The organism is Rhizobium sp. G187 (assembly GCF_051549525.1).
Taxonomy (GTDB): Bacteria; Pseudomonadota; Alphaproteobacteria; order Rhizobiales; family Rhizobiaceae; genus Allorhizobium.
Genome location: NZ_JBPUGM010000002.1, coordinates 871,118 through 897,372 on the forward strand (window position 1 = coordinate 871,118; position 26,255 = coordinate 897,372).

Annotated in this window: 19 protein-coding genes; 8 read left to right on the forward strand and 11 right to left on the reverse strand. The window is 60.1% G+C overall.

The window, feature by feature from the left end; translation table 11 throughout:
• Positions 1 to 46 precede the first annotated feature (46 nt).
• From mltG to ACSV9I_RS09055, 4 genes are all read left to right on the forward strand, one after another.
• Complete coding sequence (mltG, locus tag ACSV9I_RS09040; RefSeq protein WP_082352628.1) at positions 47 to 1,246, forward strand: endolytic transglycosylase MltG; 1,200 nt, start codon at positions 47 to 49, stop codon at positions 1,244 to 1,246.
• Positions 1,247 to 1,269: 23 nt separating this feature from the next.
• Positions 1,270 to 2,160, forward strand: a complete 891-nt coding sequence (locus ACSV9I_RS09045) for a YicC/YloC family endoribonuclease (RefSeq protein WP_438328462.1) — start codon at positions 1,270 to 1,272, stop codon at positions 2,158 to 2,160.
• A 3-nt stretch (positions 2,161 to 2,163) separates the two neighbouring features.
• Positions 2,164 to 2,811 carry a guanylate kinase gene (gene gmk, locus ACSV9I_RS09050; RefSeq protein WP_054159843.1) on the forward strand — a complete coding sequence of 216 codons (648 nt, stop codon included), beginning with the start codon at positions 2,164 to 2,166 and terminating at the stop codon, positions 2,809 to 2,811.
• A gap of 151 nt (positions 2,812 to 2,962) precedes the next feature.
• Entirely contained in the window at positions 2,963 to 5,104 is a 2,142-nt protein-coding gene (locus ACSV9I_RS09055; protein WP_438328463.1) for a methyl-accepting chemotaxis protein, read from the forward strand.
• 69 nt (positions 5,105 to 5,173) lie between these two features.
• Here the strand turns inward: ACSV9I_RS09055 and betC are convergent, their stop codons facing one another.
• Together betC and ACSV9I_RS09065 are read right to left on the reverse strand one after the other, a co-directional pair.
• Positions 5,174 to 6,688, reverse strand: coding sequence for a choline-sulfatase (gene betC / locus ACSV9I_RS09060; RefSeq protein ID WP_438328464.1), 1,515 nt, complete (start codon positions 6,686 to 6,688; stop codon positions 5,174 to 5,176).
• Positions 6,689 to 6,701: 13 nt separating this feature from the next.
• On the reverse strand, positions 6,702 to 7,607 hold the full coding sequence (locus ACSV9I_RS09065) for a choline ABC transporter substrate-binding protein (RefSeq protein ID WP_438328555.1): 906 nt from the start codon (positions 7,605 to 7,607) through the stop codon (positions 6,702 to 6,704).
• A gap of 156 nt (positions 7,608 to 7,763) precedes the next feature.
• Here ACSV9I_RS09065 and ACSV9I_RS09070 point away from each other — a divergent pair, with 156 nt between their 5' ends.
• Positions 7,764 to 8,696 carry a LysR family transcriptional regulator gene (locus ACSV9I_RS09070; protein ID WP_438328465.1) on the forward strand — a complete coding sequence of 311 codons (933 nt, stop codon included), beginning with the start codon at positions 7,764 to 7,766 and terminating at the stop codon, positions 8,694 to 8,696.
• Here ACSV9I_RS09070 and rsmA read toward each other — a convergent pair.
• From rsmA to ACSV9I_RS09100, 6 genes are all read right to left on the reverse strand, one after another.
• Entirely contained in the window at positions 8,689 to 9,516 is an 828-nt protein-coding gene (gene rsmA / locus ACSV9I_RS09075) for a 16S rRNA (adenine(1518)-N(6)/adenine(1519)-N(6))-dimethyltransferase RsmA (protein ID WP_054159848.1), read from the reverse strand. The genes ACSV9I_RS09070 and rsmA overlap by 8 nt on opposite strands.
• A complete protein-coding gene (gene pdxA, locus ACSV9I_RS09080; protein WP_438328467.1) occupies positions 9,516 to 10,532 on the reverse strand; it encodes a 4-hydroxythreonine-4-phosphate dehydrogenase PdxA in 1,017 nt (338 codons plus the stop codon). The genes rsmA and pdxA overlap by 1 nt, the downstream gene beginning before the upstream one ends.
• Before the next feature lie 19 nt (positions 10,533 to 10,551).
• Positions 10,552 to 11,499, reverse strand: a complete 948-nt coding sequence (locus tag ACSV9I_RS09085) for a SurA N-terminal domain-containing protein (RefSeq protein WP_438328468.1) — start codon at positions 11,497 to 11,499, stop codon at positions 10,552 to 10,554.
• 121 nt (positions 11,500 to 11,620) lie between these two features.
• Positions 11,621 to 13,921: an LPS-assembly protein LptD gene (locus tag ACSV9I_RS09090; protein WP_438328469.1), complete on the reverse strand. Its 2,301-nt coding sequence runs from the start codon at positions 13,919 to 13,921 to the stop codon at positions 11,621 to 11,623.
• Positions 13,921 to 15,003, reverse strand: a complete 1,083-nt coding sequence (gene lptG / locus ACSV9I_RS09095; RefSeq protein ID WP_438328470.1) for an LPS export ABC transporter permease LptG — start codon at positions 15,001 to 15,003, stop codon at positions 13,921 to 13,923. The genes ACSV9I_RS09090 and lptG overlap by 1 nt, the downstream gene beginning before the upstream one ends.
• Entirely contained in the window at positions 15,000 to 16,166 is a 1,167-nt protein-coding gene (locus tag ACSV9I_RS09100) for an LptF/LptG family permease (protein WP_054159853.1), read from the reverse strand. Before ACSV9I_RS09100 ends, lptG begins: the two co-directional genes overlap by 4 nt.
• Before the next feature lie 350 nt (positions 16,167 to 16,516).
• Here ACSV9I_RS09100 and ACSV9I_RS09105 point away from each other — a divergent pair, with 350 nt between their 5' ends.
• Together ACSV9I_RS09105 and ACSV9I_RS09110 are read left to right on the forward strand one after the other, a co-directional pair.
• Positions 16,517 to 18,013, forward strand: a complete 1,497-nt coding sequence (locus ACSV9I_RS09105) for a leucyl aminopeptidase (protein WP_438328471.1) — start codon at positions 16,517 to 16,519, stop codon at positions 18,011 to 18,013.
• A gap of 20 nt (positions 18,014 to 18,033) precedes the next feature.
• Positions 18,034 to 18,483 carry a DNA polymerase III subunit chi gene (locus ACSV9I_RS09110; protein ID WP_054159855.1) on the forward strand — a complete coding sequence of 150 codons (450 nt, stop codon included), beginning with the start codon at positions 18,034 to 18,036 and terminating at the stop codon, positions 18,481 to 18,483.
• Between the two features lie 54 nt (positions 18,484 to 18,537).
• Here the strand turns inward: ACSV9I_RS09110 and ACSV9I_RS09115 are convergent, their stop codons facing one another.
• From ACSV9I_RS09115 to ACSV9I_RS09125, 3 genes are all read right to left on the reverse strand, one after another.
• The gene (locus ACSV9I_RS09115) at positions 18,538 to 20,496 is read right to left on the reverse strand and encodes a HAMP domain-containing methyl-accepting chemotaxis protein (protein ID WP_438328472.1); all 1,959 of its coding nucleotides are present in this window, start codon (positions 20,494 to 20,496) and stop codon (positions 18,538 to 18,540) included.
• Positions 20,497 to 20,933: 437 nt separating this feature from the next.
• The gene (locus tag ACSV9I_RS09120) at positions 20,934 to 22,823 is read right to left on the reverse strand and encodes an ABC-F family ATP-binding cassette domain-containing protein (protein WP_438328473.1); all 1,890 of its coding nucleotides are present in this window, start codon (positions 22,821 to 22,823) and stop codon (positions 20,934 to 20,936) included.
• A gap of 152 nt (positions 22,824 to 22,975) precedes the next feature.
• Positions 22,976 to 24,052, reverse strand: coding sequence for a GGDEF domain-containing protein (locus tag ACSV9I_RS09125; RefSeq protein ID WP_438328474.1), 1,077 nt, complete (start codon positions 24,050 to 24,052; stop codon positions 22,976 to 22,978).
• A gap of 566 nt (positions 24,053 to 24,618) precedes the next feature.
• Here ACSV9I_RS09125 and ACSV9I_RS09130 point away from each other — a divergent pair.
• Complete coding sequence (locus tag ACSV9I_RS09130; RefSeq protein ID WP_438328475.1) at positions 24,619 to 26,208, forward strand: methyl-accepting chemotaxis protein; 1,590 nt, start codon at positions 24,619 to 24,621, stop codon at positions 26,206 to 26,208.
• The last annotated feature ends 47 nt before the right edge of the window (positions 26,209 to 26,255 follow it).

Genomic DNA, 26,255 nt, shown 5'->3' on the forward strand with positions numbered 1-26,255 from the left:
ACAGCCGCGACAGCCAAATCAAGTAGGATTGCCGGTGACCGACAATATCCCGAATGGCAGCAGCCAGAACCAAGGTATCCCCTTCGGCCGAGACGGCGAGGCCGCAAAAGGGCCTCTCATCCCGAAATCGCCGGCCGACGTTCTGCGTCCGGAGCGGGTGCCGCAGCCACCGCGCCGTTCCCGCAAGGCGCGGAGCCAGCTGGTGATCTTCCTGAACTTCCTGATGACGATTGTCGTCTTCGTTTTCGTGGTCGCCGTGGCCGTGTTCTATTACGCCATGGATGCCTATCAGCGCCCGGGTCCGACAACGGCCAATAGCAGCTTTGTCGTGCGCACCGGTGCCGGTCTCGCCGAGATTGCCAACAATCTTGAGCGCAACGGCATCGTCTCCGACGCCCGCGTCTATCGATACGTCACGGCCACCTATCTTCAGGAAGGCCAGACGCTGAAGGCCGGTGAATATGAGATCAAAGCCGGGGCCTCGATGAAGGATATCACCGAGCTGCTCGAATCCGGCAAGTCCATCCTCTACACCGTGTCATTCCCGGAAGGCCTGACCGTCAACCAGATGTTCCAGCGCTTGAGCCAGGATCCTGTTCTTGAGGGCGAAATGCCGGCGACCATGCCGCCGGAAGGCAGCCTTCGTCCCGACACCTACAAGTTCAGCCGTGGTACCAAGCGCGCCGAGATCGTCGCCCAGATGCAGGCAGCGCAACAGAAGCTGATTGATCAGATCTGGGAGAAGCGCGATCCGGACCTGCCGGTGAAGACAAAGGAGGAGTTTGTTACGCTCGCCTCCATCGTCGAGAAGGAGACCGGCAAGGATGACGAACGCGCCCATGTCGCTTCCGTCTTCATCAATCGCCTGAACAAGAAGATGCGCCTGCAATCCGATCCGACGATCATCTACGGGCTGTTCGGCGGCGAAGGCAAACCGGCCGATCGCCCGATCTACCAGTCCGACATCAAGAAGGAAACGCCGTACAACACCTATGTGATCCGCGGCCTGCCGCCTGGTCCGATCGCCAATCCCGGCCGCGCCGCCCTTGAAGCCGTCGCTCACCCGTGGAAGACCGACGACATCTATTTTGTCGCCGATGGCAGCGGTGGACATGCTTTCGCGTCGACATTGGAAGAGCACAATGCCAATGTTCGTCGCTGGCGCAAGCTGGAGGCCGAGCGTGCGCAGACGCCGCCAGCCACGCTCGATGTCGCACCCGAGGTCGATCCCGGCACAAGCAACTAAAGGTCCGGGGAAGGGACTGGGGCATGACATTGCAATCCATGACGGGCTTTGCCCGCGTCGAAGGCTCGTCGGGTCGCTACCGCTGGGCCTGGGAGCTGCGTTCGGTGAACGGCAAGGGACTTGATATCCGGTCCCGTCTGCCGCAGGGCCATGAACATCTCGAGGCTGATCTTCGCCGTCTTCTGGGCGCGGGGTTGAGCCGTGGAAATCTGCAGGTCGGCCTGACCGTGACTGTCAGCGAGAACCGCGTCGAAGCGGTTCTGAACCGCGATGCGCTTGATGCCGTCCTCGCCCTGCGCGAGACGCTCGGTCCCGAGCTTGTCGATCCGGCGCCCATGCGCCTCGACTCGCTCCTCTCCATTCGTGGACTGGTGGATCTGCGAGAGGCAACGGATGATGCCGAGGCAATTGCCGCCCGTGACGCAGACATTCTGGGCGGACTTTCGGCCGCCGCTGATGCCATGGTGGCTATGCGTCAGAGCGAAGGTGTTGCCCTTGGTCGTATCCTGTCAGATCACATCAGCCGGATCGAGGAATTGGCCTCGCAGATTGAGGCCGATCCGGCTCGACGCCCAGAAGAGATCGGACGCCGGCTTGAAGCGCAGGTCGCAAGCCTGATGGATGGCGCGGCCGGCCTCGACCGTGATCGCCTGCATCAGGAAATCGCTCTTCTGGCGACCAAGGCCGATCTGCGCGAGGAAATCGACCGGCTGAAGGCGCATGTCATCGCCGCTCGCGATTTGATCGCGGCAGGCGGGCCAATCGGGCGCAAACTCGATTTCTTGGCGCAGGAATTTAACCGCGAAGCAAACACTATCTGTTCCAAATCGACTTCGGTTGCGGTAACGGCCGCCGGGATCGAGTTGAAGGTCGTCATCGATCAGTTCCGCGAACAGGTTCAGAATCTGGAGTAGTCCATGGCCCCTTCGACTTCCTCGCGCGTCACCATCGCCAGACGCGGCCTGATGCTGGTCATCTCCTCGCCCTCCGGTGCGGGCAAGTCGACGATTGCCAGGACCCTGATGGACAGAGATCCGGAGATCAGCCTTTCGGTCAGCGTTACCACGCGCCAGCGGCGCCAGAGCGAGATCGAGGGTGTGCACTATCATTTCGTCTCGCAGCGCGAGTTCGAACGCCTGCGGGACAGCGACTCGCTGCTGGAATGGGCTGAGGTTCACGGCAATTTCTATGGCACGCCTCGGGAAGCGGTTGAAACCGCGATGGGCGAGGGCCGCGACATGCTCTTCGACATTGATTGGCAGGGTGCCCAGCAATTGCAGGAAAAGATGTCGGCCGACGTCGTCTCGATATTCATCCTGCCGCCGACCATGGCTGAACTCCAGTCGCGCCTGCACCGGCGCGCCGAGGATACCGAGGAGGTCATCCAGACCCGCCTCAATAACTCGCGCTCTGAAATCCAGCACTGGCGGGAATATGATTACGTCATCGTCAACGACGACCTGAACTCGGCCTTTGATGCGGTGCAGTCGATTGTGAAGGCCGAGCGCTTGAGGCGCGACCGCCGCCACGGCATGTTCGACTTCGTCGACGGGCTCATTGCCTGAATGGTTGAAGCGTGCTTCGCTGCACCAATAAGATGACTAAGTTTTAGCTAAAATTAATCGCCTCCTTGTAGCGTTGGCTCTCTTGTAACTCAAGATTGCTGCCGGTGGGGGTGAAATGCGGATCACAGATATCTCGGTAAAGTGGAGGTTGATGGCTGCGCTGATGGCGCCGCTGGCGGCCGTGGCCGTTTTCGCAACCACTCAGATTAGTGCCACCCATGATCGATATGTGTCCGCCCACCAATTGGTGCAGGTCGCAAGCGACATCGGTGTATTGGGTGATTTGATCCACGCTTTGCAGGTGGAGCGGGGACTTTCTGCTGGTTTCCTCGGCTCAAAGGGCCAGCGGGGCGCCGAGCCTCTCCGCGCGGCGCGTATGAAGGTGGACGAGATGGGTGCCAAGCTCCCGGAAGCATTGGCAGGTGTCTCGTCTCGGGGAGTAGTGGAACAGACCTCGATTGCACAGACCAAGGATGCGCTTGGCAAAATCACGCTGATCCGAGCGGATATTGACGGCTTGAAAATTGAGGGTCGGGCTTCCTTTTCCTATTTCACGGGTGTGGTCTCGGGCCTGATCGACGTATCCCGTACGCACTCACTGAGCAGTGCCTCCGAAGGTGATGCCGGTCGGCTGGTTGCTTACAATCTTTTTCTCAACGCCAAGGAATTGGCCGGGCAGGAGCGGGGCACCGGAAATGGTTTCATAAGCGCTGGTAAAAGTGACCCAAAGCGATTCCTGGCTTTTAGCGGCATGCATGGAGCTCAGTCCTCGCTCATGTCGCAAGCCTTGAAGCTCGTTCGGGAGGACGATCGCATTCTGCTCAGCGGCATTTTGAACGACGATGACCCCGCCGTCATTGAACAGATGCGCAACGGCTTGATTTCAGGCGGTGCAGGTGCAGACCTGACTTCGTTGAGCGCACCGGACTGGTTTGCTGCAACGACGAAACGCATCGACCGGCTCAAGCGCGTTGAAGATGTATTGCTGGCCGAAATTGTCAGCTCTGCAACAGAGGCCGCACGGACGCAGCTAAACAGTTTGATCGTGATCTCATCTTCGATCCTGGCCGGCCTTGTCGTCGTTGCCCTTCTCGCCAGCTCAATGTCCTACACCATCGCCCGCCCACTGAAGATCCTCACTGATACTGTGGAACGCCTTGCTGCCAACGATATGAATGTTCGTCTCGATCAATCTGGGGGGCGCGACGAGATTGGCCGCATGGGCCGCGCGATCTACCAATGCATCGTCAATACGCAGGAAAAAGCTGAGTTCGACCGCCAGCAGGAACTGAGCAAGCAGGCGGCGGCCCGCGAGGCGGAGATCGAGGGGGAGCGCGAACAGGCCCGGCGTGCGGCCGAGATTGCCGCCGCGGTGCAAGCCTTGGGGCAGGGCCTGTCGGCTCTGGCTGGTGGTGAGACGACATACCGGATCGAACAGATCTTTGCCGGGGATCTCGACCGTCTCCGTTCAGATTTCAATGACTCTATGGAAAAACTTCACGCAGCCATGGCTGAGATCAGCTCCAGCTCGGAAGCCATTCACAGCGGCTCGAATGAGCTTGGTCAGGCTGCAGACGATCTGGCTCAGCGAACCGAGCGCCAGGCTGCAGCGCTGGAGGAGGCGTCTGCATCGCTCGCCGGCGTCTCGGCGACGCTCAAGGATTCAGTTGTCCGGGCAGAGACGGTCGGTAATCTCGTCGACACTGCAATGTCCGATGCAAAGCGAACCGAAGCGGTTGTCAGCAATGCGGTCGAGGCCATAACGCAGATCGAGCGTTCGTCTGATCAGGTAGGTCAGATTATCGGCGTTATCGACGAGATCGCCTTCCAGACGAACTTGCTGGCCCTCAACGCAGGTGTTGAAGCGGCCCGCGCTGGCGAGGCTGGAAAGGGCTTCGCGGTTGTTGCCCAGGAAGTGCGCGAATTGGCTCAGCGCTCCGCGACTGCAGCACGCGAGATCAAGGCGTTGATCCAACGCTCTGCACAGGAGGTGCAGGTCGGCGTGGCACTGGTCGGCCAGACGGGTCAGGCTATTCAATCCATCGGTGCGAACGTTTCGACTATCAAGGATCAGGTAAGCGCCATCGTCTCCTCGTCCCGTGATCAGGCGACCTCGATCACCGAGATCAGTACCGCGATAGATCAGATGGATCAGATGACACAGCTGAATGCGGCCATGGTTGAGGAGGCCAATGCTGCAACGCATTCACTGGGCGTCGAGGTAAACCGCCTGAACCAACAGGTCGATATGTTCCGCGCAAGCCCAGCGCGGCGCATCCGGTCTGCTGCGTAAAATCCCCAGCGCCTCTTCGCATGCTAATATCCCGCCGATCGTGGATCGGCGGGATTGTTTTGTCACGAACTATTCCCCCCGCGGGAAGCGCTGGTTCTCTTCGAGCACGTTGAGATCCATGTGGTTGCGCATATAGCGTTCCGACGCCTTTTGCAGGGGCTGGTAGTCCCAGGGGAAGTAGGCGCCATTTCTGAGCGCCTTGTAGACCACATGACGCCGCGCCTGGCTTTCCCGTACGGCAGCATCGAACTGGGCGAGGTTCCAGCGTTCGGCGGCAAGATCGGACAGGCGTTCGAAGATCGGCAATGCGGCCGGATCGGTTGCAAGATTGGTCGTCTCATAGGGGTCGGCTTCGAGATCGACCAGGATCGGTGGATCGGCTTCGCAAAGCGTCAGCTTGTAACGCTGGTCCCGCAAGCCCACCATCGGGCTGACCGTGCCTTCCGCCGCATATTCCATCGGCACGATCCCGCGCCCGCCGGTGCCCGTGGCGAGCGGCATGAGGTCCTCGCCATCGGTCCATGGTGCAAGTGTGGTGATGTCGATACCGGCCAGGCCAGCAACCGTCGGCGTGATATCGAGCGTCGATACCGGCGTGGTCACCAACCGGCCTTCGAGCCCCGGCACACAAAGCAACAACGGCACGCGGGCCGAGCCTTCGAGGAAGTTCATCTTGAACCACAATCCGCGCTCACCCAGCATGTCACCATGATCGGAGACGAACAGGATTACCGTGTTGTCGGCCATTCTTGTGCGTTCGAGAACGTCGAGGATCTCGCCGATCTTGTCGTCGACATAGGAAACATTGGCGAAATAGCCCTGCCGGGCCCGGCGAATGTTCTCGTCGGTAATGTTGAATGCCGTGTGGTCACAGGCGTCCATCAGGCGCTTCGAATGGGGATCCTGCTCATCATAGGGGATGGCGGGAACAGAGGGTTCAAGCGCCGGGCAGTCCTCGTAGAGATCCCAATATTTGCGCCGCGCGACATAAGGGTCGTGCGGATGGGTGAAACTCACCGTCATGCACCACGGACGCTCGTCCTGGCCGCGTGACAGGTCGTAGAGCCGACGGGTGGCGTTGTAGGCGACCTCGTCATCATACTCCATCTGGTTGGTGATCTCGGCTACCCCTGCGCCGGTGACGGAGCCCAGATTGTGATACCACCAGTCGATGCGCTCGCCGGGCTTGCGATAGTCCGGCGTCCAGCCGAAATCGGCCGGATAGATGTCCGTGGTCAACCGCTCCTCGAAACCGTGCAGCTGATCCGGGCCGACGAAATGCATCTTGCCGGACAGGCTGGTCTGGTAACCGGCGGCTCTCAGGTGGTGCGCAAAGGTTGGAATGTCGGAGGCGAACTCCGCCGCGTTGTCATAGACGCGCGTGCGACTCGGCAACTGCCCCGACATGAAGGATGCGCGTGCAGGAGCGCAGAGCGGGCTTGCCGTATAGGTATTGGCAAAGCGCACGGAACGCTTCGCCAGGGCCTTAAGATGCGGCGCATGCAGAAAGTCTGCCGGACCATCCGGGAAGAGGGTGCCGTTGAACTGGTCCACCATCAGGATCAGGATATTGGGACGTGTCATGGGAGATTACCTTTCACAGCCCGAGGGCGGTCTTGACCGCTGCCTCGCCGGGCTGGCCGTCAAGCGTCTTCACGCCGCTCAGCCAGCCGTCGAGCACGGCGGGATTGGCCTTCAGCCAGGTGGACGCAGCTTCCTTGGCATCCTTGCCGCCGAGGATCTCGCCCATCAGCACATTTTCCATGCTGACATCGAAGGTCAAGTGTTTGAACAGGCTCGCGGCATTCGGGCAGCTTTCGCTCCAGCCCGTGCGCGCCAATGTATAGACTTCAGCACCGCCGAAGTTGGCGCCGAAATAGGCGTCGCCGCCCGAAAGATAGGTGAGCTTGAAGCGCTCGTTCATCGGATGCGGTGCCCAGGCGAGAAAGACGACGCCTTTGCCCTCCTTGGAAGCCCGTTCCACCTGGGCCAACATGGCCTGTTCACCCGACTCCACCAGCTCCCAGCCCTTGAGCCCAAATTCGCCGGCATCGATCATCTTCTGTATGTTGGCATTGGCCGGAGCACCGGGCTCGATGCCGTAGATCTTGGAATCAAATTCGTCTGCATGGGCCGCGAGATCGGCAAAGTCCTTGATGCCCTTGTCGGCCGTCACGGTTGGAACCGCGAGCGTGAACTTTGCGCCGACAAGGTTCTTCGTCACCACCTCGACAGCCTTGGCGGCGTTGAGATCGTCGATAAAGGCCTGCTGGGCCGGCATCCAGTTGCCGAGGAACACATCGATCTCGCCGTTTTTCATCGACTGGTAGCCGATTGGCACTGAGAGCGTCTTGACCTCCGGCTCGTAGCCGAGCGCTTCAAGCAGAACTGCAGCAACGGCATTGGTGGCGGTGATATCGGTCCAGCCGGGATCGGAGAGGCGGATCGCCTTGCAGCTCGCAGCATCGTCAGCCAGCGCGACGGAGCTGCTCAGCGCCGTCATGGTGATGGCGACAATGCCCGTCAGCCAGGTGGCTGGCCTTGTTGTTGTCCCGGTCATGCTGTTCCCCTCTCTAATGCTATTGGTTATGCTTATTGAAATTCGCAAGGTATCACCTGTGAAGTCGGAGAATTTTGATGCTTGGTATAAGTCAGTCTTATGTCTGATGCGCCTGTCGATCTTGGCTGGATGCGGTTGCTGGTTGAAGTGGACCGGCGTGGATCCTTGTCGGCCGCAGCCGAGGCCATGGGCCTCAGTCAGCCTGCTGTGAGTTACCAGATCAGGACGCTGGAGCAGCGTTTCGGTTGCGCCCTTTTGTTGCGTCTGCATCGGGGTGTCCGCTTCACAGAAGATGGCCGCCGCTTGCTGGCTGTCGCCATACGGACGGTTGAAGAGGTCGACGGGTTGGAGCGGGCGATCAAGGCGGCCCGCCGCCGTCCGGCAGTTCGCCTGACCACCGACTATGCCTTCTCGGGATTGTGGCTCATTCCGCGCATGCAGGCGTTCCGGGCGCAGAATCCGGATGTTGACCTCCAGATCGTTGCGTCGCAACGGCTGGGTAGCCACTGGCGCGACACGGCGGATGTGGCCGTTGCCTTCGGCCACCGATCCACTTTCGAGGAAGGCGCCAAGCTGCTGATGCCGGAAAAGGTCGTGCCGGTCTGCGCCCCGTCGATAAGGGCACGTCTGCAGCTAGGTGTTTCCGATGACCTGGATATGGTCCCGCGCATACACCTTGACGCCGACCCATCGTCGCCCTGGCTCGACTGGCCAGCCTATGTGGCTGAAAGCGGGATTGGTGGAAACCTTGGGCATGCCGCCGGCGACCTGCGGTTCAATACCTATTCCATGGTGATCCAGGCAGCCCTCGGCGGTCAGGGCGTGGCGCTTGGCTGGCTGGGTGTCGTCGACCAACTGCTCGAGGCCGGTCTGCTGGTCGTGGCCGGTGCTGAGGTCGAGGTTCCCGATCGTGGCTACTGGTTGATTGCCGCGAACGAATCGTCGCCAACGGCGCAGCTTGCGCGCTGGTTGGAGGCCGAAAGTGGGGTCGGCTGGCGCCGGGATGAGCGTTCGGAGACTGCCGTCAGATGAGGTTGGCGAGCCGAACGAATTCCTCGACGCTGAGCGTCTCGGCCCGTCGCTGCGGATCAATTTCGGCCTTGGCCAGGAGCGCCTCGCCGCCAACCGGTTTCAGGCTTTGCCTGAGCATCTTTCGCCTCTGCCCGAAGGCGGCATGGGTGATGCGCTCCAGCTTGTCCTGATCGCAGGGCATTGGCGTCGCCCGCGGCACGAGATGGACCACCGTTGAGGTTACCTTCGGCGGCGGGGTGAAGGCCTGCGGTGGGATGTCGAAGGCCATATAGGCTTCGGTGCGCCAGCCGCAGAGCACGCCCAGGCGGCCATAATGATTGTCATCCTCGCCAGCCACGATCCTCTGGCCTACTTCCTTCTGGAACATCAGCGTCAGCGATTGCCAGAAGGGTGGCCATTGCCGGGGCGAGAGCCAGTTCACCAGCAGTTGCGTCCCGACATTGTATGGCAGGTTGGCGATGATCTTGACAGGTCGACCCTCGGCAAGCGTTTCGAAGTCGGTCTTCAGCGCGTCGCCCTCGATGACTTCAAGGCGGCCGGGGTAATGTGCTTCGATCTCGGCCAGTGCCGGCAGGCAGCGCGGATCGCGCTCGACGGCGATGACCTTCTTTGCGCCAAGTGCGAGAATTGCGCGGGTCAGACCGCCAGGGCCGGGACCGACCTCGAAGACAACGGTGTCCTCAAGCGATCCGGCGGTGCGGGCGACCTTCTGCGTCAGGTTGAGGTCGAGCAGGAAGTTCTGGCCGAGCGCCTTTTTGGCGTCCAGACCATGACGCGCGATCACGTCTCGCAGCGGCGGCAGTCCATCAAGAGCGGCCATCAGGTCTCCACCGCCTGCGTTGTCATCTGGTCGGCCATGCGCAGCGCCGCAACGAGGCTGTCTTCTTTGGCAAGCCCGCTCCCGGCAATGCCGAAAGCGGTGCCGTGATCCGGCGAAGTCCTGACGAAGGGCAGGCCAAGCGTGACATTGACGCTGTCGTCGAAACCCAGCGCCTTGGCAGGGATCAGGGCCTGATCGTGATACATGCAGATGGCCACATCGTATCGGCTGCGGGCGTCGTCGTGGAACATGGTGTCGGCCGGCAGCGGACCAAACGCATCGATGCCCTCGTCGCGGACGCGTCGGATGGCAGGATGGATGATGGACGCGTCTTCGGAGCCGATCGCACCGCCTTCGCCGGCATGCGGATTGAGCCCGGCAACTGCCAGCCTGGGTGCAGCAAGACCAAAGCGGTCCTTCAGGTCCCTGGCGACGATCCGGCATGTCTGGACAATCAGATCGGCTGACAGGGCAGCCGGTACGTCCCGGATCGGAATATGGATGGTCACGGGCACGGCACGCAACTTCGGACCCGCCAACATCATCACGGGCACCACGGGTTTCCCTGTTCTGCGAGCCGCGAGGTCTGCGAGAAACTCCGTATGTCCGGGGAACTGGAAACCGGCTTCGTAGAGGACCGACTTGGCAATCGGATTGGTCACCACTGCGCGCACATCGCCATCGAAGCAGGCAGAAACGGCCTTCTCGATGGATGCGATCGTCCCCCGCGCATAAGCGACATGCGGCTCTCCTGCGAGAACCGCGACACCGGCCGGAACCGGCAACACGGGAAGCGCTGACTGAAAGACTTCAGATGCATGGGCGAAATCCGTCTCGCTGACGGGTACGACCATATCCAGCATGCGGGCGCGCACGCGAAGCACTTCAGGATCACCAATTACGATGAAGGGCGGAAGCGAAAGCTCCTTACGCCTCTGCCACGCACGAAGCGTTACATCAGGCCCTATGCCTGCGGGGTCACCCTGGGTGAGGGCGAGGGGAAGGGCGTTGCTCATTCGGAGGACATTCCCCCGATCACTGCAGGACGATCTGGGCTTTGGCGCGCAGTTCTTCGAGATATTTCTTGGAGTTCGGGTTCTCGCCGCCCTGTTCCTCCTTGCCGAGGTCTTCGGCACGGAACACCATTTCAGCCGCCACGTCGTCGGAAACCTGGCGCTGGTTGCAGATGGCCAGATATTCGACGCCACGGTCAGTGACGCGCGTGCCGGTCGTGCCACCATTCGCCTTTTCGATCAGTGGCTTCCATTCCGGCGGCAGTTCCGGTTCCATCACGCGGCCGAGATTGCGGATCGAGACATCGCGGTAGTTCTTGGCAAATTCCATCGCCTGATCGCAACCGGGGAAAGACGCGCGGGACTTTTCCGCCTCCGACTTGCGCTTGCCGGCAATGCCCTTCTTGGAGGCCGGTACCACGAAGATGACCTGCTTCAGGAAGTATTCTGTCGTCACCGGCTTCTGCTTGTTCTCCAGAAGGCGCGTCACGAGATCCTGGTTCGACATCTTGCCGCGCGAGCCGGCGCCATAACGGGCACTGACCAGCCTTGGCCAGCTCATGGAAATGGCGATGAAGGACTTGAAGTGGGCAGCGCCGACGCCCGCCTGGTCGAGAATGCCGTTCAGCTGCTTGGCCGTCATCTTGTTCGACGAGGCGAAGCGCTCGAAGGACTGATCCACTTCGGCAGTCGAAACGGACATGCCGATACGGGCGATCTCTTCGCGCTTCAGCGCCTCCTCAACGAGCTGCTCCTTTGCAAGCTTCTGCAGGTTGCCATTGCGGCGCTGGAGCTTGAGGAAGGCCACACGGCGGGACACATCGCCACTGGTGATGGCCGTCTTGTTGACAACGGCGACAACGGAGGTGGCGGCCAGAGCAGGCGCTTCAACCGCAATCGGTGCGCTCAGCAAGGCCAATGCGATCAGTCCAGCGAGTGCGGAACGCGAGCCATTTTTTGCTTCAGCCATCTGAAATCCTCCCTTCGACCGGCTGTGGCGCCGGCGGACGTCGTCATGTCGTAGTATTAAAACCGCCGCACGGATTGCACAATCCGTGCGGCGAAACAATGGCCCGACGATGCGGACGAGGTCATTCGAACGATGTATCGCTCAAATTGATTTCGCCAAGCGTCCGGAATACCAGCTTGCCGCCGATGGTCCAGTCGTTGGCGGTTTCGGCATTCGGATCGTACTTGTCGGTGTAACCGATCGAGAATGTCGTGCACTCGTCTTCGTAGGAAATGCCGACGCTGCGGCGGTTGAAGCTGTTGGCGTCGATATCGTAATTGACCGAGCCGAACACCGACCAGGTTTCGTTCAGCTTCACGGTAGACTTGCTGCTGACGGTCTGGTTGTCCTCATCGAAGCCATAGTCAGGCTGGGCCGCAACCTGGGTAAAGGTCAGGCTCGTCGTCATGCGGTTCGTCGAATAGGACGCGCCGATATCTGTGCGCTGGACTTCGAGTGTCTTTTCGTCCAGCCGGACACTTGCGCTGGCAGAAATTCCCATCGGAAGGTCGATCCCGGCCATGGCGACATAGTCGGAGACATCTGTTTCCAGACCCGAATAGGCGCCTGCATAAACCAGGTCGTCCGTCGCATAGGAGTTCTGACCCGCCAGATGATAGGACTGACCGACAATGGCACGCAGGCCGATGCCGTTGTCGAAGCTGCCGGTGTAGCGCATGCCGACATTGGCACGCGTACCACCTTCGACGCGGTCGAAGCCCGAGAACTTGTCGCGATCGAAGAGATTGGTCGCATCAAAGACCATGCTTTGTGCGTCTTCGTTCGGCAGGCCGCCGGCCAAAACCTCGTCATTGCGCATGTAGATCTGCGCAATCGGTTCGATGATATGGGTGCTGTTGCCGGCTGTGATCAGCCAGGGATAGCGTGCTTCAACACCGGCCGTCAGCATGTGCCGGGTCGGGGCGTCGTTCGAGGTGAAGTCACCGGAATAGCTGCCCGGCGCATCCATCGAAAGCCCGTAGGCATCGCCGCGCGCGGCGAGCAGCGGCGTGATCTGCAAGCCGCCCGGCGCGTCATAGGTCCGCTGCCATTCAACTTCGCCCGTCAGGCGGTTCATATTGCCCTTGAGGCCGGAAAGCCCTGCGGACGAGAAGCGCGACAGCGACGTGAAGTTGAGCGTGCCGGAGAGCTGGCCGCCGGCAACCAGTTCAGGCGCGTAGTAGCTGTAGTCGATCGTCGGCAGGACCGTTGCCTGCTTCTTTTCGGCTTCGCTGTTCAGATCGGCATCCTGGATGTCGAAATAGTAGCCGCGCATGTCGAAGAAATTCCGCTCGCCGACACCAGTCAAATAGACGACGTTGGTATTGGTCGAACTGCTGTGATCTTCGATGCCATATGTACGTGCGAAATTGTTGTCCGACTGGAACATCACGTCCCAGCCAAACGCCCAGCGCGAATTGATCTTGAAGTCGCCCTTGGTGGCGATCATGCCGCGGAAATCCTGGTCGGCATCGCTGGTGCCAGCGGTAAAGCCTTCCGTATCCATCTGGCTGATGCCGGCGACACGAATATTGGCATCGCCCTTCTCAAAGCGCTGACGGACCTCGCCTTCGAGCAATACGCCCTGGCTGGTGTAACCGGTCGCCGTGATCGTCGCATCCCGGTCGGGCGCAATGGCAACATAGTAGGGAACCGCAATGCCGAAACCGAGTTTCTCAGCGGAGCGGAATTCAGGAAACAGGAAGCCGGACTTCCGCTTCACCGTATTATCCGGCACCACGACGAAAGGCAGCGTTGCGATCGAATGGCCGAAGAGTTCGAAACGTGCCTTTTCCAGGCGGATCGTTTTTTTCTCGCCATCCTGGATGACGCGCTCGGCCTTGACCTGCCAGATTGGCGGCTTCGACGGATTTTCCGCGCAGGGTAGGCAGGCTGTGTAGACGCCCTTGTGCAGGATCATCTGGGTGCCGCCGACGCGCTCGGCCGATTCCGCCACGAGACGGGTATTGTCATTGGTTTCGATGCGCAGGGCGCGCAGGAATCCGTCCGAGAAGTTGTCGGTAACATCGAGGGAATCCGCATAGACGCGGTTACCCGTCGGCTCGACAAGTTCGATATTCCCGGCCGCGGTCACTCGGCCGGTCTTCTGGTCGTAAACGACCTGGCGCGCCACCATCTGGTAACCGCCGTAATTGATTTGCACTGCGCCATTGGCGATCACGCGCTCGGCGTCGCGATCGTAGACGAGTTCATTGGCTGCCAGAAGCAGCTTTGCATCTTCAGAAACATCAGCACTTACAGGGGACTGCTGAGCGGTCTGGGCAAATGCTGCAGGGGCAGTGAGCGACAAGGCGCACACCGCAACACTGGTCAGCAAGGCTACCGAGAGCCGCCTGATATTCCTGCGGTCACTTACCGCCACTAACCGTCCTCCTTGTGAAGCAGAATCGTTGCCCCCAATGCCATGGCTACGACAACTGGTACCCATGCTGCAATATAGGGCGGCATCACACCGCTGCTTCCGAATGCCCTGACCAGCACCGTGACAACATAAAGCACGAAGCCAGACAGGATTCCACCGAGAATAACCGACCGGGATTGGTTGATACGGCTAAATTTCAGCGAAACGGTTGCAGCGATGAGTGTCATTGCCACCATCAGAAATGGCAGTGACAAAAGGGAATGAAACTGCGTTTCGAGTGCATAAGTGGACACGCCAAAGGAGCGAGCCACTTCGATTTTGTTAAAAAGATCATAAAAAGCAACGCTCTCTGGCTGCACCAGTCGCTGCTGTACGAACTCGGCATTGAGGTTGGTCGGAACCTTCGCCTCGGGAAGTCGCGTCTGGATCTCGCCGGGCCGCGTCTCGAGAACGTCGGTAAGGTTCCAGTAACCATCTTCCAACTTTGCCGACCGCGCGTCCTGCCTCAGGGCAATCCGGCCATCCGGATCGAAGTGCAGGAGCACCGGTTCAACCAGAAGCGCGCCGTCTTCAAGCACGGACCGGGCGCCGATGGCGACATCTGTCGTCCCGCTCGATTGTCGCAGCCACGGAATCGGTGCCGGTTTGGTTCGACCGGCAGTCTCACGCCAGCTGGCCTCGACTTCCGTGCCCTGGCGCTTGCCCCAGGCCGCAAGCGGATTGATCACCAGTGTGGTCGCAAGACCAACCAGAATGGCGCCGATCAGGAAGGGTGCCATGAACTGCCAGACTGAAATGCCGGCGGCACGCGCCACGACGAGTTCGGACTTGCGGTTCAGCCCGATCAGCGTTGCCATGCCGACAAACAAGCCGATGAAGGGAATGGTTTGCTGCAGGATCAGCGGCAGCCGAAGCGCCGTGAGATAAAGCACGCCTGTGACCGTGTAACCGGGCAGATCGGCATAGCGCGACGACGTCTCGGTAAAGTCGATCAGAAACGTGATGCAGACCACACCGACTAGGAACCAGGCCATCATCGTGATGTAGCGACGGAAGAAATAGAGGCCGAGGGTCCGGATCATGTCGCATGCCCCGCATCTGGGTCGATGCGTTTGCGCATCGATGCAAAGGCGCGGGCAACGCCTTCCGTGAGGAAGCGCGGCAGCTGCGGTCTCTTGTTCAGCCGGAGAAAGATGAAGGATATGATGCCGGCGGAAATCGGGATGGCGTACTGAACCAGAACGAAGCTGGCTGAATCTTCGGCGAGCGACGTCGCATAATTCGACATCCAGAAGACACCCAGCGCGAGCACCAGCGTCAGCGCCATCGGATGCAATCGGGCTTCCCGATGCGAACGCGCGTCTCCACAGATGACCAGCGAGATCAGGATGAAGACGGCCGGAAACAGGCTGCTGCTTAGGCGTCTGTGCAGTTCCGCCCGATAGTCGCCCGGCTTGCGGCGATATTGTTCATCCAGCGGGTCCGGATCGAGCAGAAAGCCGAGATCGCGGTCCTTGGCTCCGTAACGGGCCTGGCCACGTTCCTCGGACAGTTCAGATAGATCGAAAGCGTAGGAATCGAACCGAATGACGGTAACATCGCCATTCGGTGCCTTACGCTGCACTTCGCCATCCTGCATCACGAGCGCCTTGCCGTCTTCTTCGACGGCGCCTTCCCGCGCGTAATAAATCAGTTCGGATTCCGGATCGCGAGAATCCGCGATCAACAGACCCTTCAGTCCGCGTCCGGCCTGGCGTTCGGTGATCTGCACATAGAGCCCGGGCTCCACCTGGCGAAAGCTGCGTTCCTCGATGACGGAGGACAGAAGATCGGCATAGGCCGTCGCGATCATGTCGCGCACGCTGACGCGCATTGCCGGTTCGACAAACCCGACCATGCCGAAGGTGAAGACACTGAGAACCACGCCGAGCGTGATCAGCGGCCTGTTGATGATGCTGCGCGGGGCGCCCGCCGCATCAATCACGGCCAGTTCGGAATCATTGTTCATCGTCGTCAGGGTCTGCGTCACGCCAATAACCAGCGCGAATGGCAGAACCGTCGAGACGAGGGTCGGCAGGATCATCGTCGCGAGGATCATGAACGAGCCAACTGATTGGCCGCTGTCCGTCACGAGGTTGATTCGCTGCAGAACCTGCGTCGTCCAGATGATGGCCAGCACCGGCAGAAGAGCCGTGAGGAACATCAGCAGGACACGCTTCACAATGTATTTTTCGAGTATCTTCATACAGTTTCCCGGGCGGCCTGATCTCCGGTGGGAGGGCTCGAGGTTGGTCCTTCTCTACGATGCTTGCGGCGATTTGGCGACCGGTGGCAGCCTTTTTCTCGTGATTGATCAGCACAGTTTTTGCTTAACGCGATAAATCTGACACGCTCTTTGAATGCTCTTCCCGGATGGCGCCGAGAGGGGCTTTGATCTCGTATGGCGGACGCTTGCCGCAATGCGGCGATCGCGGATCGAAGGGCCTCCAACCTGCCGACGCTACGGTGGAAAACCGGACCGAGCCTTGCTATCGCCACTGAAAAGGCCATGATCGCGCCACGTTCCGCATGATCTGCAGTTTCATTGGAGAGCTTATGTCTGTCAAACTCGCCCTGTCCTTCGCAAAGTCTCACGCCGTATCCGGTGGGCTTGCCGTTCTTCTGAAGTGCTCGGGTGAAGACAAGCCCTCCGGCCTGGCCGAGGTTGACCCTGCCGATGTCTACGACCGCGCAGCCGGGATCGCAAAATTTACGGGAAAGTCGATGGCAGTCCTCGATATCCTCGCCCCGCATGGATCGCCGGCTGATCGCATTCTGGTGCTTGGCCTTGGCAAGGCGGAAGCCTTGTCGGGCCATGACTGGCTGAAAGCTGGCGGCGCCGCGGCAGCTCAGCTGAAACGCGCCGACACCGTCACGATCTTCCTTGATGTCCCCGGCACCGAGGTTTCCCCCAAGGCAGTTGCGGATTTTGCCCTTGGAATGATCCTGCGCAGCTACAAGTTCGACCGCTACAAGACCGACAAGAAGGTGGATGAGGACGACAAGAAGGATGCCAAGACCGTCAAGGTCACGATCGTGACGGCAGAAGCGTCGGCGGCCAAGAAGGCCTTTGCCGATGCCCAGGCCGTCGCCGAAGGCGTTGTGATTGCCCGTGACCTCGTCAACGAGCCTGCCAATGTGCTCGGACCGGTCGAGTTCGCCGCGAAGGCCAAGGAACTGGAAAAGCTCGGTGTCGAAATCGAGATCCTGACCGAGAAGGAGATGAAGAAGCTCGGCATGGGGGCGCTTCTCGGTGTCTCGCAAGGATCGGTGCGACCGCCGCGTCTGGTGGTCATGCAGTGGAAGGGGGGCAAGGCCAAGGAAAAGCCGGTGGCGTTCATCGGCAAGGGCGTCGTCTTCGACACTGGCGGCATCTCGATCAAGCCGGCCGGCGGCATGGAAGACATGAAGGGTGATATGGGTGGCGCTGCCGCGGTCACCGGCCTCATGCATGTGCTTGCCGCCCGCAAGGCCAAGGTCAACGCGATTGGCATCATCGGCCTCGTTGAAAACATGCCGGACGGAAACGCCCAACGTCCCGGCGACATCGTGACATCCATGTCCGGTCAGACGATTGAGGTCATCAACACCGATGCCGAGGGTCGCCTCGTGCTCTGCGACGCGCTCTGGTATTGCAACGATCGCTTCGAACCCGCCTTCATGATCGATCTGGCAACGCTGACCGGCGCCATTCTCGTGGCCCTCGGCAATCTCCATGCCGGCCTGTTTTCGAATGACGATGCCCTATCCGAGAAGCTGCTTGCGGCGGGACTTTCGACAAACGAACGTCTCTGGCGCATGCCGCTCGGCAAAGACTACGACAAGATGATCGACTCGAAGTTCGCCGACATGAAGAACACCGGCGGCCGTCATGCCGGCTCGATCACGGCTGCCCAGTTCCTCAAGCGCTTCGTCAAGGATACGCCCTGGGCGCATCTCGACATCGCCGGCACAGCCATGGGCTCGCCAAGCGACGAGATCAACCAGTCCTGGGGCTCAGGCTATGGCGTGCGCCTTCTCGACGAACTCGTGCGTGCCAATTACGAGGCCTGAGACAGGGCGAGGAGTGCTGCATGGCGGAAGTCCTCTTCTACCATTTGACCGAGTCGAAACTCGAAGACGCGCTTCCGCCGCTTTTGGAGAAGAGCGTCGAGCGTGGCTGGAAGGTTGCGGTGCAGACCCGTGAGATCGAGCGGCGCGATGCGCTGGATGCGCATTTGTGGACGTTTCGCGACGACAGCTTCCTGCCGCATGGCACGGAAGAGGGGGCGATGGCAGACCGCCAGCCAGTGTTGCTCACCGTCTCACAGGACAATCCGAACGGTGCCACGGTCCGTTTCCTCGTCGATGGCGCCGAGCCACCCGAGGCGTTGGATTATGAGCGCGTTGTTTTTGTCTTTGACGGATACGATGCGGTTCAGCTGGATGCAGCCCGGGCGCAATGGAAGAAGTTGAAAGGCGAGGGCCACAAGCTCACATACTGGCAGCAGTCGCCCGAAGGGCGGTGGGAGAAAAAAGCCTGACAAAGGAAAGGGGCTGCGCCGGGCGCAGCCCCTTTTGGTTGACGTCTCACAACGTCAGGCGACGGAGGCCATTCGCTGCGCATCGCGTGGGGGCGTCATATTTCGAGAACCAGGCCCTGGTGAGGCCGCCCGCTTGTCGGCCTGATCAAGGTGGAAATGGCTAATCAACCGGGTAAGGTTGACGGCGTCGTCGGCAAGGCGGTTGGTGGCAGCGGTGGTCTCCTCGACCATAGCGGCGTTGCGCTGTGTCACATGATCCATCTGCCCCACCGCCGTGTTGACTTCCTGAAGCTTGTGGGACTGCTCCTTGGCCGCTGCGGCGATCTGGTAGACGGACTCGTTGATGTGCATCACGTGGTCGCGGATGCTGGCCAAGGCCTCGCCTGTGGCCGTCACGAGCCGAACGCCGATCCCGACTTCCTCTCCCGACCGTGTCACGAGAGACTTGATATCCTTCGCCGCACCCGCCGATCGCTGGGCAAGCTCGCGCACCTCCTGAGCAACGACCGCAAAGCCTTTGCCCGCTTCGCCGGCACGGGCGGCCTCGACGCCTGCATTGAGTGCAAGCAGGTTGGTCTGGAAAGCGATTTCGTCGATCACGTTGATGATCTTGCCGATTTCGCCGGAGGCTTGCTCGATGCGGCCCATGGCGGCAACCGCATCCTGCACCACCGCACTCGATTGCTCGGAGCTGCGTCGTGCCTCGTCCACCATCCTGGTGGCTTCCAGTGCCGTGGACGTTGATTGCTTGACGGCTGCTGTGATTTCTTCGAGTGCCGACGAGGTTTCCTCAAGGGCTGCGGCCTGTTGCTCGGTCCGCTTGGCCAGATCGTCGGATGCAAAACGCAGTTCGCCAGAGCCGGATTGAATTTGTTCGATGGACGTCCGGACTTCAGCGACAACCGTCTTCAGCACCTGCATCGTGCCATTCACGTTCCCTTGCAGCTCGGCAAACGCACCCTGGAAATCACCGCGCATGGCATCGGTCAAATCCCCTTCGGACAGGGAGGCGACGACCCTGCGGGTTTCGGCGAGACCCGACCCTATGGAGCGAACAAGTTCGTTCATCGAGGATGCAAAGGCGTTGAGGTCGGGAAACTCGAAATCACGCTCGATCCGCCGCGAGAAATCACCGGCGATGGCCGCCGCGCAGACTTCGCCAATGCTCTGTTGCAACTCGTCGCAGCGCTGCTTCATACGGTGCTCCTGCGCGTTCATCTCTCGCACCCTGAGCCCGTTCTGTTTGAAGACATCGACGGCCCGCGCCATGTCTCCGATTTCATTCTGTCGGTCGAGATAGGCGATGTCGGTCTCGAACTCACTCCGAGCGAGCTTCGCCATAACCCGGGTAATCCGCTCGATTGGCTTCGTCACATCGCGGGAGACGAACACCATGGCGGCAATGCCTGCCATGACACCGGCAAACAGCAAGGCGACATTGCTGAGCAGCGAGACATGGAAACTCGACGCGCTGGCTTCATACATGGCATCGGCCGCGGCAACATTCGCGTCGCGGAAGGTGTCCGCATGCGCATCCATCTCGTCATAGGCAAGTACCATCTCTCCGGTGAGCAGAGCGGACGCCGCCGCCTTGTCGCCAGAGCGGGAAAGGGCGAGCATTCGATCTCCTGCTGCGATATAGGCTTCGGCGCTGCGCTTGAACCCTTCGAATGCAGGGCGCTCCTCGGGCAGGCTGATCATCGCCTCATAGCGGGCCATCCGCGTTTGCAGCTTCGAAACTTCCTTGGCGACGGCTTCATCGGCCGCCTTCAGGGCTTCCGGCGTGGTGCTGAGAATATGGCGAGTCTGCAGACCTCTCAGATTGGCAATCGAGATGTTCAGGCGATTGGTGATGTCGATGGCCGGCACCGACGTCTTTGCCAAGCCTTCGACATTGTAGAACACGCCGTTCATTGACCAGATCCCGAACCCGCCCTGGATGACGAGAAGAGAAACGAGAGCAAGATAGGCGCCAAGAAGGGAGGCTTTGATGGACAGGGAGTTCTTCAACATTCCGAGTATTCCGATCAAACGGGCGGCAACCTCATGTTGCTGGCCTCGGTAAGCGAGAGCCGTAGCTCCATTGCCACGGCGGCTTGCATCCTTTTGTCTTCGTCGCTCACTCGCTTGCGCTTCCAGACCGCCAAAACAGGTGTCCGGTCGGGGCTTGGAGCAGTAATGAATGGGATTGTTGGCGTGCTTTGTTGCGCACGCCTGAACGAACCCTGAATTGCAGCGACGAAGAAACTCGCGTCGATGATGTGGGTCTGGACTTAAAATTTTACTAAAATGCTCGCCATGGTTTCGAAAGATACCATGAATATTCAATATTTCTTGCTGATATTCAGCAGAAACGACGGAGACGCAGCGGATTTATCGCAGGGGTCTTTACAAGTTATCGCGTATTGGTTGCTTTTTCAGGCTTCTTGATTTCGCCGAGCCAGACGGTTTCACCCTGACATCGCATCTTCATACTCGGCGGAAAGCTCAAGCCATTGCTCCTCTGCAGCAGAGAGCTTGGCCGCAGCCTCGCCACGCTGCTTCGCCTTCTCCGCGGCCTTGGCAGGGGCCTTCTCATACAAGGCAGGATCGGCAAGTTCCCTGTCGAGCGCTTGAATCAATGTCTCCAGCTTTTTCGTCAAAAGTTCGATTTCATTGATCTTTTTCTTCAGTGGCGCGAAGCTGGCACGCTTCTCGGCAGCAGCTTTACGTTGCTCTGCCTTGTTGACGGTCTCGGCACCTGCATCGTCCTTGCTCTTTTCCACCGGCCGCCTGGCCGACGCGATGATCAGGTTTCGATACTCTTCCATGTCACCATCGAAGCTGGTGACCGTGCCGTTGTTGACCAGCCACAGCCGGTCGACCGTCGCTTCGATCAGGTGGCGGTCATGAGAGATCAGGATGACGGCGCCTTCATAGTCGTTCAGCGCCTCGATGAGTGCCTTGCGGCTGTCGATATCGAGATGGTTGGTCGGCTCGTCGAGGATGAGCAGGTTCGGCGCGTGGAAGGCCGCAAGGCCCATCAGAAGGCGGGCTTTTTCGCCACCCGAGAGATCCTTGGCCGCTGTCTCCATTTTCTCTGTCGCCAAGCCCATTTGCGCGACGCGGGCCCGCACCTTGGCTTCCGGCTCCAGCGGCATCAGCCGACGAACGTGGTCGACGGGGCTTTCGTTCGGGATCAGGTCATCCAGCTGGTGCTGGGCGAAGAAGCCGATCTTCAGGCTCGAAGCCGTCTTCAGCTGTCCCCCTTGCGCTTCGAGGCGTCCGGAGATGAATTTGGCGAAGGTCGACTTGCCATTGCCGTTCGAGCCGAGAAGCGCGATCCGGTCGTCATTGTCGATCCGCAGATTGAGATTCTTCAGGATGGGTTTGCCCGGTTCATAGCCGACCAGGCCGCCCGACACCGCAACGATAGGGGAGGCGGGCTGCTTTTCCGGCTTCGGGAAGGTGATTGGATTGATGTGGTCTTCGATCACCGCAGCAACCGTGCCCATGCGCTCCAGCGCCTTGATGCGGCTCTGTGCCTGCTTGGCCTTGGTCGCCTTGGCACGGAAGCGGTCGATGAAGCTCTGCAGATGTTTGCGCGCCGCATCATTCTTCGCCTTGGCCTTGGTCTGCAACTCGTCGTTTTCGGCCTTTTGCCGCTCGAAGCTGTCATAGCCGCCGCGATAAAGCGTGAGCTTCTTCTGGTCGAGATGGATGATCGAATTGACGGCGGTGTTCAGCAGATCGCGGTCATGGCTGATGATGATGACGGTATGAGGATAGCGGCGCACGTAATCTTCAAGCCAGAGCGTGCCCTCAAGGTCGAGATAGTTGGTCGGTTCGTCGAGCAGAAGTAGGTCTGGCTCGGAAAACAGAACGGCCGCCAGCGCCACGCGCATGCGCCAGCCGCCGGAGAAGGAGGAGGCGGGACGAAGCTGCGCCTCGTGGTCGAAGCCGAGGCCTGACAGGATTGTGGCCGCCCGCGCCTCTGCCGAATGGGCGCCGATATCGGCAAGCCGGGTCTGGATCTCGGCGATGCGGTTAGGATCGGTCGCGGTTTCCGCTTCAGCGAGCAGGGCGGCGCGTTCCTTGTCGGCCGCCAGCACGATGGAGATCAGCGAGTCCTCGGTGCCCGGCGCTTCCTGAGCCACCTGGCCGATCCGGGCATTCTTCGGGATCGCAACATTGCCGCTCTCAGCGGAGAGGTCGCCGGTGATGATCCGGAACAGGGTCGACTTGCCGGCCCCGTTCTTGCCGACGAGGCCTGCCTTGGTGCCGCTCGGCAGCGAGACGGTCGCGTGGTCGATGAGGAGGCGTCCGGCAATGCGGGCGGAGATATCGTTGATGGTGATCATGGCTCTGGCTTTTGGCCGAAAGCCGCGACGCTTTCAAGGGGCGAGACCTCTTGCGAGCTCGCTCAACCGGCGGAACATTCAATAGGGGTTGAAACCGGTGAATTCATCAGGGCTCTTCTGCGCCGGATGTCTTCCTTCGAGCTCCAGCGGCGTCAGGCGGCGGGTCTGGCCGCCTGGCTGTTCTTCTCACCCTTGTAGCCGGCGATCGGCTGACGCGTATTACCATGCGCCACGGCAAGGGCTGCCTCCGCGCAGGCGATCATCTGCATGGCGTAATCCGCGTCGTCACTCATGGCAAAGCCGATCGAGAGCTCAAGCGATGTCTGTCCGCCCTTATGCTCGGCGGCAAAGACGAGATTGTCCTCGACAGCGGCATGCAGTCGCTCTGCAATCGCATAGGCGTCTTTCGACGTGACGTCGCTGAACAGGAAGGCGAATTCGTCTCCACCGGAACGGGCGACAAAATCATGCTTCTTGATCGTCTTGCGGAAGATTGACGCCAGGCGCTTCAGGATTCGGTTTCCGGCTTCCTCGCCATATTGCTGGTTGATCTGGCGAAAATCGTTGATGTCGACGAGGATCAGAGCGGTCGAGACCCCGGCAACACCGGTCTCGAACAGCGCTTCAAGCCGGTTGACCAGCGACAGCCGGTTCGGCAGGCCCGTCAGCCGGTCGCGTGTGGTGAGGCTGCGGGCAGCCTCGACAGTGCGGTTGTTGGTGTTGAGTTCCTCGATACCGCCGCGCAGCACCTGTTCGATCTCGGTTTCGGCCGACAGCAAGTCGCGGGTCGCGACTTCAAGGAATTCCAGCTCTTCGATCAGTTCGGAAACACTGCGAGCGCTATCTTCACGCACGGAATGCTGAATGGTTTCCAGTCCGCGTGCATAGGCCATTTTCTGCATGATGCCGAGGGAGATTTTCTCCTCGATCCGCCGCAGTGTCGCGATCGCCTGGCTGTGCAGCTTTTTCTCCGCAAGCCCGCAATGGCCGAGCACATGATGCTTCAGGCCGATCTGGTCGAGGGCTGTCTGGGTAATGGTATTGCCCAGTGCCGCAAGTTCGCGCGCCAGTGGCGGATTGCGGCCGTAAAGGGCTTCATGAATGAGCTCGAAGTTTCGCGGCAGGCCCTCGATCTGGTGTTTCGCCATGAAGCCGGCCACACGGTGTAGCCGGTCTGCTCCGCCTTGCCGTCCGCCTCCGACCGGCGATGTTGCGCCTTCCTGCGTCATACTTCGAAAATCCCTTTTTGCTCTTTGCGACAATGATGATCACATCGCCTTTGAAATCGGGTTAACCCACTGCCGCTGATGCGCAATTTCCCCTTCGACAGTTAATGAATAACTCCTTCGATGCTCGTTTCTATTGATCTGGCTTATCGACCTGCAACTTAACGATAAATTAGAAAAAATGAAATAAAAGTGATGCTACACAGGCATCTGGAACGGACATCGCAGATCATCAGACATGGCAGATTGTGGACATAGACCCGACGCATCTCCGCTCGATCTGAAGATCGTTTTTGCGGCGTTGCTCCTGTTCTTCTCTCTTGTGACCACAGTTTACGCGCGGCCCACGGGGCGGTTCGTCATGGTGATCACATCGCCTGATGGTGGCGCTGCAGCCAACATGCAGACGATCGCACAAGCCGGGGGAAGCTTTGTCTGGAGCGGACGCTTGCCCTGGATATCCGTTGCCTATTCCCCCGAATTGACCTTCGCCGAGCGACTGCGCGGGGCCGGGGCGATACTTGTTCTTAATCATCGACTCGCGCTCGGTTGCGCGAAGGAGACCTGAAATGAATGCACTGGCGAAACTTCGTGGTTGGGCCGGAACGGCCATCATCTCGCTCCTATGGGTGAATCTGGCGCTGCTGGCCGCTCGTCTGGGTTTGCGCGAGGCTGGCATGGATCTTATGGCCCTCGTTGCTGGTGCAGCGATTGTCGGTCTCTCGACCATGATCTGGCTGCGTGACCGGACCGGGCCGACGACGCGCCTTGTAACCTCGATGGGGCAGGCAGCCATGGTCGCGTTGCTCGTGCTGGCCTTCGAAGGCTCGCCGCTTCAGATCGACATCCACATGTATTTCTTCGCAACCTTGGCCATCTGCGCGATTTGGATCGACTGGCGTGCGATCGTTGGCTACGCGGGCCTGGTCGCACTCCACCACACGGTCATTTACTTCCTGTTGCCGGCAGCGGTCTTCCCTGGGGAATCCGATTTCAGCCGTGTCCTTTTGCATGCGGTCGTCCTGATCCTGCAGAGTGCAGTGCTGATTGCACTGGTCCATGCGGTTGTTACCGCCTTCGTCGCATCGGAAGAGGCCGTGGCCGCTGCGACGGCTGCAGAGCGCTCGACCCGTGAGATGTCTGAACAGGTTCGGGCCTCTGATCTGGCCGCGGCCCGGGAGCGGGACAAGCGAGAAGAAGAAAAGGCACGCCAGGCAGAAGCAACGCGCGTCGTGGTCCAGACGCTTGATGCAGCCCTCGCTCGCCTCGCGGCAGGAGATCTATCCTGCCGGATCGAGACCGCCTTCCCGGACGCGCTCGACGCGTTGCGTATCTCGTTCAATGCCTCGCTGCAAAATCTTGAGCGCGTCGTGTCCCAGGTCCGTGGTGCGGTGCATGTTGTGCAGCATGGCTCGGCCCAGATCACGTCAGCCAGCGGTCAATTGTCCGAACGGACAGAACGCCAGGCCGCCTTTGTCGAGGAAACGGCGAGTGCGCTGACGATCATGATGAAGACGGTCCGCGATACGGCTGGTATCGCCGACAATGTTGGCAAACTGGTCGATCATGCGCGCCAGGGCGCGCAGCGGTCGGGTACGATCGTGACCGATGCCGTTGAGGCCATGAGCCGCATTGAATCGTCGTCTCAGGAAATCAGCCAGATCATCTCTGTCATCGATGAGATTGCATTCCAGACCAATCTTCTGGCGCTGAATGCTGGTGTCGAGGCTGCTCGTGCTGGTGAAGCGGGCAAGGGCTTTGCTGTCGTCGCTCAGGAAGTCCGCGAGCTTGCTCAGCGCTCTGCGCAGGCAGCCAAGGAAATCAAGCAGCTGATCAATTCCTCGGCGGATCAGGTAAAGCACGGTGTGGCGCTTGTCGACCAGGCCGGTGAGGCCCTGCGCACCATCGCTGACGAGGTCAATTCGATCAGCGGAGAGGTCGGCAAGATTGTTGCCGGTGCGCGTGACCAATCGACGGGTCTTACCGAAATCGACTCGGCAATCGGCCATATCGACCGCAACACCCAGCAGAACGCAGCCATGGTTGAGGAATCCTCCGGTGCAGCCCAGCAGCTCTCCAACGAGGCGCAGCAGCTGGAAAAGCTGATGGCCATGTTCAATCTCTCGAACGGCACGCAGACCTTCGCTCGCGTCGCCTGATCGTTGCCTGTTGGAACGGCCCCGATTGCGCAAGCGGTCGGGGCCGT

Bases quoted from the DNA above. Each gene is read 5' to 3' on its own strand.
- ACSV9I_RS09045 (WP_438328462.1), top strand. From the start codon at position 1,270: ATGACATTGCAATCCATGACGGGCTTTGCCCGCGTCGAAGGCTCGTCG.
- gmk (WP_054159843.1), top strand. From the start codon at position 2,164: ATGGCCCCTTCGACTTCCTCGCGCGTCACCATCGCCAGACGCGGCCTG.
- ACSV9I_RS09055 (WP_438328463.1), top strand. From the start codon at position 2,963: ATGGCTGCGCTGATGGCGCCGCTGGCGGCCGTGGCCGTTTTCGCAACC.
- betC (WP_438328464.1), bottom strand. From the start codon at position 6,688: ATGACACGTCCCAATATCCTGATCCTGATGGTGGACCAGTTCAACGGC.
- ACSV9I_RS09065 (WP_438328555.1), bottom strand. From the start codon at position 7,607: ATGACGGCGCTGAGCAGCTCCGTCGCGCTGGCTGACGATGCTGCGAGC.
- ACSV9I_RS09070 (WP_438328465.1), top strand. From the start codon at position 7,764: ATGTCTGATGCGCCTGTCGATCTTGGCTGGATGCGGTTGCTGGTTGAA.
- rsmA (WP_054159848.1), bottom strand. From the start codon at position 9,516: ATGGCCGCTCTTGATGGACTGCCGCCGCTGCGAGACGTGATCGCGCGT.
- pdxA (WP_438328467.1), bottom strand. From the start codon at position 10,532: ATGAGCAACGCCCTTCCCCTCGCCCTCACCCAGGGTGACCCCGCAGGC.
- ACSV9I_RS09085 (WP_438328468.1), bottom strand. From the start codon at position 11,499: ATGGCTGAAGCAAAAAATGGCTCGCGTTCCGCACTCGCTGGACTGATC.
- lptG (WP_438328470.1), bottom strand. From the start codon at position 15,003: ATGATCCGGACCCTCGGCCTCTATTTCTTCCGTCGCTACATCACGATG.
- ACSV9I_RS09100 (WP_054159853.1), bottom strand. From the start codon at position 16,166: ATGAAGATACTCGAAAAATACATTGTGAAGCGTGTCCTGCTGATGTTC.
- ACSV9I_RS09105 (WP_438328471.1), top strand. From the start codon at position 16,517: ATGTCTGTCAAACTCGCCCTGTCCTTCGCAAAGTCTCACGCCGTATCC.
- ACSV9I_RS09110 (WP_054159855.1), top strand. From the start codon at position 18,034: ATGGCGGAAGTCCTCTTCTACCATTTGACCGAGTCGAAACTCGAAGAC.
- ACSV9I_RS09115 (WP_438328472.1), bottom strand. From the start codon at position 20,496: ATGTTGAAGAACTCCCTGTCCATCAAAGCCTCCCTTCTTGGCGCCTAT.
- ACSV9I_RS09120 (WP_438328473.1), bottom strand. From the start codon at position 22,823: ATGATCACCATCAACGATATCTCCGCCCGCATTGCCGGACGCCTCCTC.
- ACSV9I_RS09125 (WP_438328474.1), bottom strand. From the start codon at position 24,052: ATGACGCAGGAAGGCGCAACATCGCCGGTCGGAGGCGGACGGCAAGGC.
- ACSV9I_RS09130 (WP_438328475.1), top strand. From the start codon at position 24,619: ATGAATGCACTGGCGAAACTTCGTGGTTGGGCCGGAACGGCCATCATC.